The organism is Nitrincola tibetensis, from assembly GCF_003284585.1.
Classification (GTDB): Bacteria; Pseudomonadota; Gammaproteobacteria; order Pseudomonadales; family Balneatricaceae; genus Nitrincola; species Nitrincola tibetensis.
In genome coordinates, this window is the sequence record NZ_QKRX01000003.1 from 126,533 (window position 1) to 138,835 (window position 12,303).

Sequence of the window (12,303 nt, forward strand, 5' to 3'; positions counted from 1 at the left end):
TAAGATTTATATAACTAATTAGGTTGCTTAGTATGTCCCTAATAAACCTTCTTGCACTGAACAGTGAGCGTTGTGGGCACAGCCCAAATGAGGACGACTATGAACCAAGCACACGCCGCCGGATTGACCGATAAACAACTCGATTCGTATTGGATGCCTTACACCTCAAACAGAGAATTTAAGGCCAACCCACGCATTATAACCCATGCCAAAGGCAATTATTTATATGATGCTGAGGGGCGGAAAATTCTCGATGGACTTTCGGGCCTTTGGACCTGTGGTGCGGGTCATAGCCGTCCTGAAATTGCAGAGGCCGTGGCCAAGCAATTAACCACGATTGAATATGCGCCAGCCTTCCAATACGGTCATCCATTGGCGTTCCAACTGGCAGAGCGCATTGCGGATATGTCGCCTGCCGGTATGAATAAGGTGTTTTTTACCAATTCGGGGTCGGAATCGGCCGATACCTCAACCAAAATTGCCCGCGCCTATTGGCGTCAACGCGGTGAAGCCACCAAAACACGGATCATTGGCCGTGCAAAGGGGTATCACGGTGCCAGTTGGGGCGGTATTAGTTTTGGTGGAATCGGTGGCAATCGCAAAATGTGGGGACAGGCCATGGAGTCTGACCACCTGAACCATACTTGGCGCCCAAGCATGGCCTTCACGAAAGGCATGCCAACGGAAGGGGCTGAGCTTGCCAATGAGCTGGAAGATTTAGTCACATTACACGATGCATCGAACATTGCAGCGGTGATTGTTGAACCCTTTGCTGGCTCTGCAGGTGTGATTGTTCCGCCTGTTGGTTATTTAAAGCGTTTGCGCGAGATTTGCGATAAACATCGTATCCTTTTGATATTCGATGAGGTGATCACGGGCTTAGGCCGTGCGGGAGCCACCTTTGGTGCCGATGCATTTGATGTCGTGCCGGATATGATCAACGTGGCCAAGCAAATCACCAATGGGGCAATCCCCATGGGCGCGGTCATTATCAAGGATGAAATTTACGAGACCTTTATGAGTGCAGGTGGTGCTCATTACAATGTCGAGTTGCCGCACGGCTATACCTATTCAGGCCACCCAGTTGCTTGTGCTGCTGCGATGGCAACATTGGATATTCTTGAAAAGGAACAACTGATTCAACGCGTTGCGCAGCTTGCACCCGTCTTCGAAGAAAAAGTGCACAGTTTAAAAGGCATTAAGCATATTACCGATATTCGCAACTATGGCTTTGCCGCGGGTATCACGCTAGAAGCCTATCCCGGTGAACCAACACGCCGTCCTTGGGAGGTGGCCATGGAATGCTGGAAGAAGGGGCTTTATGTTCGTTACGGTGGCGATACCTTACAGCTAGGCGTGCCATTCACTATGGAAGTTAGCGAAATGGATCAAATTATCAATACCCTCGGTGATGCCTTTACAACACTTTACGGCGCCTAAACGAGTTCTGGGTTCAAATTTTGGAGAAAACGTACAATGAGTAAGCGAGTTGGGCATTTAATTGGCGGAGAAATTCTGATCGAAGACGGTCGTAGCCAAGCCATCTACAACCCATCAACAGGCGAGGTGAGCGGCGAGGTGTGCTTGGCGAGCGTTGAAATGGTCGAGCAGGCAATTGCGAATGCCGAGGCGGCATATCCGACGTGGCGTGATACACCGCCAAGTAAGCGTGCTCAAGTGATGTACCGTTTTAAATCACTTTTGGAAGAAAAAGCCGATGAGCTTTGTCAGCTGATCAGCGAAGAGCATGGCAAAGTGCTTCATGACGCCAAAGGCGAGCTGCAGCGTGGTATAGAGAACGTTGAGTTTGCCTGTGGCATCCCTCAACTCTTAAAAGGTGAGCACAGTAAGAACGCAGGCCCTGCTATCGACAGTTGGAGTGAGTTTCAACCCATGGGCGTGGTGGCAGGGATTACCCCCTTTAACTTTCCAGCCATGGTCCCACTCTGGATGTGGCCAGCTGCGATCATGTGTGGCAATACCTTCGTGCTGAAGCCGTCCGAGCGTGATCCGTCCAGCACACTGCGCATTGCCCAACTTGCCTTAGAGGCAGGCTTACCCAAAGGCGTGCTGAATGTTGTGAATGGCGATAAAACAGCGGTGGATACGCTGCTGCACTCGCCGAAAATACAAGCCGTGAGCTTCGTGGGCTCCACGCCAATCGCGGAGTACATTTACAATGAAGCGGCTCGTACCGGTAAGCGTTGCCAAGCGCTCGGCGGTGCAAAAAACCATGCGATAGTGATGCCGGATGCCGATCTAGATAATGCCGTGAATGCATTAATGGGAGCCGCCTATGGTTCGTGTGGCGAGCGCTGCATGGCCATTTCTGTGGCGGTGGCCGTGGGCGATGAGGTGGCCGATCAGTTAGTCGCCAGTCTTAAGACTCAAATCTCAGCACTGAAAGTGGGCTCTGGCTTGGACAATAGCAATGAGATGGGGCCGTTGATTACCGCCGAGGCACGAGATCGTGTGAAAGGCTATATTGATGCGGGTGTTGCGCAAGGTGCGACCTTAGTGGTCGATGGCCGCGATATCCAAGTGTTAGGCTATGAAAACGGCTTCTATGTCGGTGCGACCCTGTTTGACCATGTGACGGAGTCCATGTCGATTTACAGTGACGAGATATTTGGGCCTGTGCTGGTGGTGGTGCGCGTCAAGAACTTGCAAGAAGGTATCGATTTGATTAATCGCCATGAGTATGGCAACGGTACCTGCATCTTTACGCGTGATGGTGAAGCTGCACGTTACTTCACTGATAAAATTCTCGTTGGCATGGTCGGTGTTAACGTCCCTCTGCCAGTGCCAGTGTCGTACCATAGCTTTGGCGGTTGGAAACGCTCGCTCTTTGGCGATTTAAGCGCATACGGTCCTGACGCAATACGTTTCTACACTCGCCGTAAAACCATCACTCAGCGTTGGCCATCCAGCGGCGTGCGTGAAGGCGTGTCCTTTTCATTTCCAAGTTAAGATCTGAAGAGACCAAACCGCCTTTTGATCGTTTAAAAGGCGGTTTTCTGATCCTATAAAAAGAACTTCCCTGCAGTAATTCGATGCCAGTTTTTTACGAAGACAGTGTTTTTTTCAAACAATCTAATACTTTTAATACTCGACGTGATAAGGGCCAGTCCGCCCGATAAATTGCCCAAAGGGTATTCACAACAGGGTTCTCGCAATGTTTGAATGCAATTTCATCTTGTTTGGCGAAGGCTTGTCGTGCATAACGGGGCATTACGGTAAAACCAAGTCCTAAAGAAACAGGTTCTAGCAATAAGCTGACTTGGTTACTGAAACCCGAACTTGGCAGCGTTTTTACACCTGGATTTCCCGGAAAATGACGGCTGAGTAAACGATCGGCCATTGCACGGCCATCAGGATAGTCGATAATTCCAATGCGTATTAAGTCGTCCCATGTTTCAACCTGTTCATCGCGTGGATACACCAACTCTAAAGGCTCTTTTGCGATGGGTTCGGCTAGGATTTTGGCATCTTGCGGATCGAAAGTGATAAGGCCAACATCATATTTGTTCGTGAGAATGGCTTGCAGCACTTCCGTGTCAGGTGCAAATCGATGACGAATCACTAATCCCTTATGTTGATGCTGCAGAGCCAATAACTTCGGATATAACAATAATCCACTGCTACCGGGTGTGATTAAACCAACCTCTCCAACTAGACTATCGGTACTGCTTAAGCGTAATCGTAATCGCTCATCTGCATCATTAATTTCTTGAGCATAGGTAAGGACTTCTCGACCAATGGGGGTAAGCTCAAGCGGTCGTGTCTTTCGCAGAATCAGTAAACCAAACTCATCTTCTAAATAGCGCAAATGCTGACTAACCGCCGCTTGGGTAAGGTTTAAGTGTTCGGCGGCTCTAGTAAAGTTACCCAGCTCAACGATGGCTTGAAAGCTGGTGAGCCATTGTGGATTGATCATAATGAATGCTTATGGTTTTAATAAGGATAATAGTGTTCTTATTATAGTTTGGCTCTTCTAGAATGCACATATCAATAACGAGCTACAGTCTATTTAATTTTAAGTCAGTTTTTTAAAACCCTTTTATTTACACAATTTTAGGTACTAATTTATATGAGTCAACTATTTACCCCCTTTACACTAAAGAGCATTACTTTACGCAATCGCATCGCTATTCCCCCAATGTGTCAATACAGCGCAGAAGAGGGCCTCACCAATGAGTGGCATTTATCTCACTACACGTCTTTAGCTCGGGGTGGGGCGGGTCTTGTTATTGTTGAAGCAACGGCGGTATCACCCGAAGGCCGAATTTCGCCTGCTTGCACTGGGTTGTGGAGCGACGAACATAAAACGGGTATGGCGGCTATTGCGCAGGGAATTAAAGCTGCAGGCGCTGTTCCGGGCATTCAAATTGCGCATGCAGGGCGCAAAGCAAGTGCAAATTGTCCTTGGGAGGGCGATGATCATATTGCCGAGGACGACCCCCGAGGTTGGCAAACAATTGCGCCATCGGCCATTGCCTTTGGCGCTAATCTGCCGAAACAGCCTCAGGAAATGTCCATTGAAGACATTCAGCGAGTCAAAGCCGACTTTGTTGCAGCGGCACGTCGTGCATTAGAGGCAGGCTTCGAGTGGTTAGAGCTGCACTTTGCTCATGGGTATTTAGCTCAGAGCTTTTTATCGGCTCACAGTAATCACAGAACCGATGCCTATGGTGGTGATTTAATAGGCAGAAGCCGTTTCTTATTAGAAACCCTGCAAGCCGTTCGTGAGGTTTGGCCAGAGCATTTGCCGCTAACGGCTAGGCTTGGTGTGATCGAATTTGATGGCCGTGATGAAGAGACTCTGAAGGATGCCATTACCTTAGCCAAACAAATGAAAGAAATAGGCTTAGACCTACTGAGCGTAAGTATCGGTTTTACGATTCCTGATACGAATATTCCTTGGGGGCCTGCCTTTTTAGCGCCGATTGCTGAGCGTATTCAGCGTGAGTCGGAGCTTCCTGTTGCCTCTTCTTGGGGAATAGATACGCCTGAGTTGGCTGAAAGTGCGATCACCAATCAGCAAATGGAGTTAGTTATGATTGGTCGAGCACACCTGGCAAATCCCCACTGGAGCTTTAAAGCGGCGAAAGCCTTAAACCTTAAAGATCCAGCCTGGGTATTGCCAACACCTTACGCGCATTGGTTAGCACGTTATCAATCAAACGATTGATGCTAGCAAGAGCGGTACTCTTGTACCGCTCACTCCATGCGTCGCTTATGTTTTTGTAACCCCTGAAACCCTTCAACAACCAGCACCAGAACTGCTAACCATATCGCGATGTAGGTTGGCCACTCGGCGGCTGTAATTGTCTCGCCGAGCAGCACGGCAACCAGCATTAACATCACAGGCTCAACATAAATCAACAGCCCAAATAAACTTAGGTTTAAATGGGGTGCTGACAATGCCTGGAAAGCTAATGCAAGGGCGCTAATTAAGCCTAAGCCAAGCACCAGCCAAAGCAACGTAGAGTCGGAGCTAAGGTTGGCGAGTACCTCTCCACCTTTAAGAATAAAGAACAGGCTTAGAGGTAAGCTGAGTGTCATATCAAACCAAAGTCCGCCGATATTATTTGTGTCCGTTTTTCGTCTTAACCAAAAATAACCAGGGTAACCTAAACAGACCGCCAGCGTAGGCCAAGCCAAGGTTTGTGACAACGCCAGTTGATTTAAAATGCCAATCAGCGCAAAAAAACAGGCAATTTGTTGAAAGCGTGACATACGATCTTTAAACGCAATACGGCCGACAATTACCATGGTGATAGGAAGCATAAAATAACCCAATGAAACCGCTAGCCCATAACCATTCACGGGTGCCCACATAAACAGCCAGAGTTGTATACCCACCAAAAAAGACGACACGAGCCGAGTTGCCCAAAAATAGCGCTCACGATACAAACGCTGAAAAATACTGGTGACTTGAGGCCAATAGCCACTGAAAATAATAAACAGCGTGAGGCAGGGAAGGGTCAGTAAAATACGCCAACCATAAATTTCCTCACCCTCTAGTGCTGTGAGCAATGAGGTGTAAGCAAACATGAGTGCGAAGAAAACCGAGCCTATGACGTTCAAGGTGACGCCAAGCGTGGTATTGGGGCTAGTGTGCATAATCCATTCTTAGTGTAATTTAGACAATGCGGTATTCTATTACGCAAGGATTAATAAAAGGTCTCTATTTGCGGCATCTATATGGGAAAATTTCTCGCATGAAAAACACGCTATCTCTGGATAAGTTTGACTACGCTTTGCTTGAGCGTTTACAAAAAGATTGCCACACCCCGTTGCGGGAGCTGGCCGAAGTTGTTCACTTATCCACAGCGTCGGTTCAACGCCGTATTCAGAAGCTAAAAGAAGCCGGTTACATTCAAGCGAGTGTGGCCGTGCTGGACCCCGAAAAACTCGGCCAAGTGATCACCATCATGGTAGAGGTGCATGCCGAGAAAACACAAGCGGCTGATTTGGAGTTGCTGAAAAAGATGTTTTCAGGGCCTGAAATACAGCAGTGCTATTACGTTACTGGTGATGCGGATTTCTTATTGGTCTTAATGGTACCGAGCATGTCGGCATTTCAAGCCATCTGCGATCGGTTGTTCCATAGCAATCCCAATGTAAAATGGTTTAGAACCATTGTGGTGCTGGATCGGGTAAAAGTAGGGATGGAGGTATTATTAAGTTAGTGGAAAAAGAGTGTCCTTCACAAAATGAGCCAAGGCTTCTTTATCCATGGGTCGTGCAAAATAGTACCCTTGAAACCTATCGCAACCAAAACGGGTTAGCATTTCTAGCTGTTCTTTAGTTTCAATCCCTTCAGCCACCACATCCATTTCAAGATTTTTACCTATAGTGACGATGCTTTGAGCCATTTGTTGGGCATCTTTATTTGTTAACGCCGCATCAATAAAGCTCTTATCAATTTTAAGCTCATCAATGGGAAGCATGCGCAACATACTCAGAGAAGAATAGCCGGTTCCAAAATCATCCATAGACAGCTGTACACCGTTGTTTTTGAGAGCGTTCAAAAGTGGCAAAATGCTTGGTGTATCTTCAATTAGCAAACTCTCGGTAATTTCCAGTGTCAGCCAGATTCCTTTGATGTCTTTTTGGTGCATTTTTTCAATAAAACATGTCGCAAAGTCAGGCTCTAGCAGTTGTCGCGCAGAAATATTAATAGACGTGGAAAATGTGATGCCAAGTGAGTGCTGTACCTGTTTAATGTCTGCGAAGGTGGTTTCGATAATGTATCGACCTAAGGAGGGCATTTGCCCTGACGCTTCCGCGATAGGAATAAAGGCATCGGGAGGAACGTTGCCAAGACTTGGACTGTTCCAGCGAATCAATGCTTCCACGCCATAGAAGGTGCCATCGGCGGTAATTTGAGGCTGGTATACCATGTAAAGCTCATGGTTTTCTATCGCACTACGAAGCGCTTGTTCAATGTTGACGTTGCGAAGGTATCTCTCTTGCATGGTATCTTTAAACAGGTGAACACTGTTTTTAAGACGCTTCGATTCGTACATGGCGATGTCTGCCGCACGTAACAAATCATCAATAGATTCGCCATGCTCGGGGTATTTGGCAATGCCAACACTCGCACCAACATTTAAACGCATCGAGTTAATTAAGTAAGGTTTTGAAGCTGTTTCGATGAGTTTTTTTGCTAAGTCTACGAGCTCACTGTCTTCGTGAATGGAGCAGAGCAGGATGAACTCATCGCCTCCATGTCGCAATAGTGCAGCTTCTTTAGGGGATGCTGTACGTAATCTCTGAGCCAGTTTTTGTAACAAAGTGTCTCCGAGGTGATGGCCAAAGCTGTCGTTAATGTTTTTGAAATTATCTAGATCCAGATAGAGCAATCCAAAGGGCGACGCTTGCGGGTGAATCCAATGATCAACATTATTTTTGAGATAGCTTCGGTTCAAAAGCCCCGTGAGCTGATCGTGAGTTGCTTGGTGAAGCAGGTCCGAGTTGCGCTTGGCTTCGGCTGTCGCGATGATACGAAAGAGAGCGTAAAGCACGCCAATAATCGATAAAAAAATCAAAAAGTAGGTGGCTAATATTTTTGTAAAATCTTTTTTAAGCACCTCCATCGAAGTCATGAGCATGAATCTGAGTTTATAGACCGTGTTGTTTTGGAATGAGATTAAGTGGGATGTGTTTTCTGCGGTATAAACGAAAGTGGTGGGTTGATCTAGGCCCGAAAAATCATTCACAGTTTTGTCATGTGCCTTCTCTACAGCTTTGTTCATCGCCTCTTGTTTGCTACTTGGCAGTAGTTTTTGATAGGGGGCGTAGTCTCGCTCTTTGCCATTGCTGGCATATTGCACGTGCATGTCTTCTCTAACTATTAACGAAAGATATCGATTCTCTTGGTCAATATTCTTAACGATATGTCCAAATGAGTCCTCCAAGCGCAAGGCTGCTGTAATGACACGGTAGACGCTACCATCTGGGTTGCGTATGGCTTTGCGGATGGGAACAATCCAGTCTTGAAAGGGTTCGAAAAAGTAGGTGCGACCAAAAACCATCGTTTCTGAATTCATTACTTCAATAAATGACTCACGGGATTGAGGTTGCTCCAATAAATTTGGAAAATTAGACACATCTAAGTTGTTGGTGGCAAACAACATATTGCCTTGTGGGTCGACAAGAGCGATAGAGATGATAGCGGGGCTGCCTTCAAGGGCTGCATCAAGAATCGCCATAGCGCTCTGATTGTCTTGGTAGGATGCATCTTCTAGAAACCGATGTCCGAGTATATCCAACATGATTTCATTGGTTCGATATAAGGCTTGAGTGGAGTTGGCAATGAGTCTAAGGGTGTTTTCTTGAGAGTTTTGAGCATTACTGAACAGTCGTTGCCACTGAGCATAAGATACATAGGCAAAGTAAAGGGTCAAGCACGCGGTTAAGATATAAAAAATCGACCATAAGTTCTTTTTCAGGAGTGCCATGCAACTGACCTTTTATGAAGCTTTTATGAGCCCAACTTGCCAAAGCCGTTGTTGGCTATTCGTCACTGCTTATCCTACTCTAATAAGCTTATACATTGTTGTTATAAACTGGGTATTTGTCTAGGTCAAACCTCATTGTTTCGCGGATAATAAGTGGTCCTGCACTAAGTGCTTTGTCAACGTTAGTGGCTTGAAAAGCGCCGAGTGGTTGGATCATCGTTTTTTTGCCACATGAGTACTTAGTAACTTTGTGTTTATAGCATCATCAGTTCTCATTCATTTCTAGGACCTCGCCGACTGAACAGGAGTAATCGGATGCTGGCAGGCTGCACAAATGTCTAATGATTTATCTATGTTTAAATGGAAGCTGTGTCGCTCCGGCTAGGTAAGTTTTGCACGGAATTTAATAGTCGAAATTTTGACGAGCATACAGTAGGCTTGGGTGAGTCACATGGAGCTTAAGGAAATAAGTGTGAATACTTCAGAACAACTAAGATATTGGCTGATTGAATTGCTTGCATGGTGGGAAGGACATGTTAATGCTTCTGATCTAGCTCGTGAATTTAAAATCACACGCCAGTCGGCTAGTAAAAGTATTAATCAATATCTCTCACACCGCACTAAAAAGTAGGAGCGAAGAGTTCCAACTAACCAAGGGTGACTAGATAGAATACTCGAAAGAAAACAATCAAGCAGATAGATTATACGATCCTATCAAACCAAATAATGCCTAAACCAAGCAATTGTTCGATCCCAAGCCAGCTTAGCAGCGGCTTCATCGTATCGAGGTGTTGAATCATTGTGGAAGCCATGATTAGTACCCGGATAGCTATGTGTCTCGTAGGTTTTTCCTGCTGCCTTCAAGGCTTCTTCATAGGCTGGCCAAGTGGCGTTGATGTTTGGATCTGTCTCGGCAAAGTGAAAGAGTAAAGGGGCTTGAATCCGAGTAACATCATCTGGATTAGCTTGTCGGCCATAGTAGGGCACAGCGGCGGCAAGGTCAGGATATGCAACCGCGGCTGCGTTCGCAACTCCACCACCGTAACAGAATCCAGTGATGCCAACTTTCTCCGTGGTGTGCTCACTGGCTTGTAAAAATTCGATCGCCGCAAAAAAGTCATTCATGAGTTTTTGAGGATCAACTTGTTGCTGCAGAACTCGACCTTGGTCATCATTTCCAGGATATCCACCGACTGAGCTTAAGCCATCGGGGGCCAGTGCCACGAAACCTGCCTTTGCAACACGCCGGGCAACATCTTCAATATAGGGATTGAGTCCACGATTTTCATGTACAACGACTACTCCGGCTGCCTTCTCCTGTAGATTGGCTGGGCGTACTAAATACCCACGCACCTCACCATGCCCATTGGGAGAAGGATAGTGAATGTATTGTGCATGTATGTCGGGGTCGGTAAAGGCAATTTGTTGAGCCATAGCATAATTAGGACTGAGTGAGCTTAGAATGGCCGAAGCGGTAAGGCCGCCGACAGCGAACAGTGCGGCTCGATCCAAAAAGTCGCGCCGACTGAGACGTCCATGAACATATCCATCGTAGAGTTCCAGTAGGTCAGGATGAAAATCTTTGGCAGTGAGGCGAGACATATATTTCTCCTTGAGATATTCATTTTAAACCGAGTGGTGTATGTATGCGTTTTGTGACTCAGTTTAGTCGATAATTAAGGAGGTAAAGTTCCTGCCCGAGCAAAATCGACAGCGGTTTATCACGAGCTGCCATGGCCGTTATAATGTAATTCATTTCCTTATATGAAGAGCAAACTATGCAACCCGAAATAAAAATCGAAGAGCTGATCGAAGGCAATGGTAAAACCGCTGAGCGTGGTGCGCTGATTACGGCGCATTATCGCGGTTGGTTGGAAGATGGTACCGAGTTTGATTCGTCCTACAAACGCGGCGAACCCTTCCAAGTGGTGTTGAGCAATAAGCGTGTGATCCAAGGCTGGATACTGGGCCTTAAGGACATGAAAGTCGGTGGAAAACGAAAGCTCTGGGTTCCCGCCACATTAGCATATGGTGAACGTCAAATCGGCACAATGATTCCTGCAAACAGCAATCTGATTTTTGAAATCGAGTTGCTCGACGTATTAACGCGAGACGATTAAGCAGCACGACTCCTTTGCTCGTATTTGTACGTTGCCAAGATAGGTAATACTATCGAGTAAGCGTTAAGGGTACGGTGGCCTTTAGCATTGGTCTCCATTCTTTTGCTTTTAACCCCCTAATTTGAGGTGATGTGAATGTATTTTGGTAGTGATAATCAAGCGGGGGTTTCTGCAGCGATCATGCAAGCATTGGTTGAGGCGAATCAGGGCATCGCTGCTGCGTACAGTGATGATGAGTGGACGCATCGAGCTCGGGCAGCAATTGCCGATTGGTTTGAATGTGACGCTGATGTTCATTTTGTCAGCACTGGTACCGCTGCTAACTGTCTAGCTTTAGCCTGTAGTCTAGAGCCTTGGCAAATTGCGTTGTGCCATGGGCAAGCTCATATTATAAATGATGAGTTAACGGCTCCCGAGTTTTTTACAGGGGGCGCACGTTTACTTGGGCTTGATGCGCAAGCACCTAAGCTGAGTGCTATAACCCTAGGGCATACACTAAGCCAAGGCTCTGCGCATCCTCCACACAATGCCGAACCCGCCGTACTCAGCCTGACTCAGCTCACAGAGTCAGGCCAAGTCTATAGCCTAGAAGAACTGCGTGAACTCACGGACATTGCTCATCAGTATGGCTTAATTGTCCACATGGATGGTGCTCGTTTTACAAATGCGTTGGTGAGTTTGGATTGCAGTCCGGCTGAAATGACATGGCGTGTTGGCATTGATGTGTTGAGCCTAGGGGCAACTAAAAATGGTGCCATGACTGCCGAAGCCGTGATCTTTTTTAAACCCTCCTTAGCCAAAAAATTTGTTCATCTGCGTAAACGTTCAGGGCATCTGTTATCCAAAAGTCGTTGGATCAGTGCCCAGTTTCTGGCTTGGCTAAAAGACGACCACTGGCGGGAGCTGGCACTTCATGCCAACCAGCAGGCACGGCAACTCTCTGCAGGCATTGCTGAACACCCTAAGTGCCGCATCGTATGGCCAACACAAGGCAATGAGGTATTTGCAGTGATGCCCAAAGCATTGATTCAATCGCTTCGGGATCAAGGTGGCATATTTTATGAGTGGACGCCCAGTTTTGTTCCTGCAGAGCAGCGGGTACGAGAGCATGAGGCGATGGTACGCTTAGTCTGTTCCTTCCAAACTAAGCCCTGCGAGGTCGTGCAGTTTATTGATGCATTGCACCGGGTCAAATAGTGGGGTGTAAAATAGCT

Annotated in this window: 11 protein-coding genes; 7 read left to right on the top strand and 4 right to left on the bottom strand. The window is 46.9% G+C overall.

Features of this window, described 5'->3' with window-relative positions; translation table 11 throughout:
* Positions 1–99 precede the first annotated feature (99 nt).
* Together aptA and DN062_RS04910 are read left to right on the top strand one after the other, a co-directional pair.
* Positions 100–1,440, top strand: coding sequence for an omega-aminotransferase AptA (gene aptA, locus DN062_RS04905; protein ID WP_239995711.1), 1,341 nt, complete (start codon positions 100–102; stop codon positions 1,438–1,440).
* Between the two features lie 36 nt (positions 1,441–1,476).
* On the top strand, positions 1,477–2,970 hold the full coding sequence (locus tag DN062_RS04910; RefSeq protein WP_112158117.1) for a CoA-acylating methylmalonate-semialdehyde dehydrogenase: 1,494 nt from the start codon (positions 1,477–1,479) through the stop codon (positions 2,968–2,970).
* A 94-nt stretch (positions 2,971–3,064) separates the two neighbouring features.
* Here the strand turns inward: DN062_RS04910 and DN062_RS04915 are convergent, their stop codons facing one another.
* Positions 3,065–3,937: a LysR family transcriptional regulator gene (locus tag DN062_RS04915; protein WP_112158119.1), complete on the bottom strand. Its 873-nt coding sequence runs from the start codon at positions 3,935–3,937 to the stop codon at positions 3,065–3,067.
* Positions 3,938–4,090: 153 nt separating this feature from the next.
* Here DN062_RS04915 and DN062_RS04920 point away from each other — a divergent pair, with 153 nt between their 5' ends.
* Positions 4,091–5,191, top strand: coding sequence for an NADH:flavin oxidoreductase/NADH oxidase (locus DN062_RS04920; RefSeq protein ID WP_112158121.1), 1,101 nt, complete (start codon positions 4,091–4,093; stop codon positions 5,189–5,191).
* 29 nt (positions 5,192–5,220) lie between these two features.
* Here DN062_RS04920 and rarD read toward each other — a convergent pair whose 3' ends face one another.
* The gene (rarD, locus tag DN062_RS04925) at positions 5,221–6,126 is read right to left on the bottom strand and encodes an EamA family transporter RarD (RefSeq protein ID WP_112158123.1); all 906 of its coding nucleotides are present in this window, start codon (positions 6,124–6,126) and stop codon (positions 5,221–5,223) included.
* A 98-nt stretch (positions 6,127–6,224) separates the two neighbouring features.
* Here rarD and DN062_RS04930 point away from each other — a divergent pair, with 98 nt between their 5' ends.
* On the top strand, positions 6,225–6,695 hold the full coding sequence (locus DN062_RS04930) for an Lrp/AsnC family transcriptional regulator (RefSeq protein ID WP_205126659.1): 471 nt from the start codon (positions 6,225–6,227) through the stop codon (positions 6,693–6,695).
* Here the strand turns inward: DN062_RS04930 and DN062_RS04935 are convergent.
* Positions 6,687–8,969 (bottom strand): bifunctional diguanylate cyclase/phosphodiesterase, encoded by a 2,283-nt coding sequence (locus DN062_RS04935; protein WP_112158129.1) that lies wholly within the window; start codon positions 8,967–8,969, stop codon positions 6,687–6,689. The genes DN062_RS04930 and DN062_RS04935 overlap by 9 nt on opposite strands.
* Before the next feature lie 472 nt (positions 8,970–9,441).
* Between DN062_RS04935 and DN062_RS18515 the strand changes: the two genes are divergently transcribed.
* Complete coding sequence (locus DN062_RS18515; RefSeq protein WP_156460552.1) at positions 9,442–9,600, top strand: BrxR family helix-turn-helix transcriptional regulator; 159 nt, start codon at positions 9,442–9,444, stop codon at positions 9,598–9,600.
* An 83-nt stretch (positions 9,601–9,683) separates the two neighbouring features.
* Here the strand turns inward: DN062_RS18515 and yghX are convergent, their stop codons facing one another.
* The gene (gene yghX / locus DN062_RS04945; protein WP_112158134.1) at positions 9,684–10,571 is read right to left on the bottom strand and encodes a YghX family hydrolase; all 888 of its coding nucleotides are present in this window, start codon (positions 10,569–10,571) and stop codon (positions 9,684–9,686) included.
* A 176-nt stretch (positions 10,572–10,747) separates the two neighbouring features.
* On the opposite strand from yghX, the gene DN062_RS04950 reads away from it, so the two are divergent.
* Positions 10,748–11,089: an FKBP-type peptidyl-prolyl cis-trans isomerase gene (locus DN062_RS04950; RefSeq protein ID WP_112158136.1), complete on the top strand. Its 342-nt coding sequence runs from the start codon at positions 10,748–10,750 to the stop codon at positions 11,087–11,089.
* 135 nt (positions 11,090–11,224) lie between these two features.
* Positions 11,225–12,286, top strand: coding sequence for a threonine aldolase family protein (locus tag DN062_RS04955; RefSeq protein ID WP_112158137.1), 1,062 nt, complete (start codon positions 11,225–11,227; stop codon positions 12,284–12,286).
* Positions 12,287–12,303: the final 17 nt, after the last annotated feature.

Bases quoted from the DNA above. Each gene is read 5' to 3' on its own strand.
- aptA (WP_239995711.1), top strand. From the start codon at position 100: ATGAACCAAGCACACGCCGCCGGATTGACCGATAAACAACTCGATTCG.
- DN062_RS04910 (WP_112158117.1), top strand. From the start codon at position 1,477: ATGAGTAAGCGAGTTGGGCATTTAATTGGCGGAGAAATTCTGATCGAA.
- DN062_RS04915 (WP_112158119.1), bottom strand. From the start codon at position 3,937: ATGATCAATCCACAATGGCTCACCAGCTTTCAAGCCATCGTTGAGCTG.
- DN062_RS04920 (WP_112158121.1), top strand. From the start codon at position 4,091: ATGAGTCAACTATTTACCCCCTTTACACTAAAGAGCATTACTTTACGC.
- rarD (WP_112158123.1), bottom strand. From the start codon at position 6,126: ATGCACACTAGCCCCAATACCACGCTTGGCGTCACCTTGAACGTCATA.
- DN062_RS04930 (WP_205126659.1), top strand. From the start codon at position 6,225: ATGAAAAACACGCTATCTCTGGATAAGTTTGACTACGCTTTGCTTGAG.
- DN062_RS04935 (WP_112158129.1), bottom strand. From the start codon at position 8,969: ATGGCACTCCTGAAAAAGAACTTATGGTCGATTTTTTATATCTTAACC.
- yghX (WP_112158134.1), bottom strand. From the start codon at position 10,571: ATGTCTCGCCTCACTGCCAAAGATTTTCATCCTGACCTACTGGAACTC.
- DN062_RS04950 (WP_112158136.1), top strand. From the start codon at position 10,748: ATGCAACCCGAAATAAAAATCGAAGAGCTGATCGAAGGCAATGGTAAA.
- DN062_RS04955 (WP_112158137.1), top strand. From the start codon at position 11,225: ATGTATTTTGGTAGTGATAATCAAGCGGGGGTTTCTGCAGCGATCATG.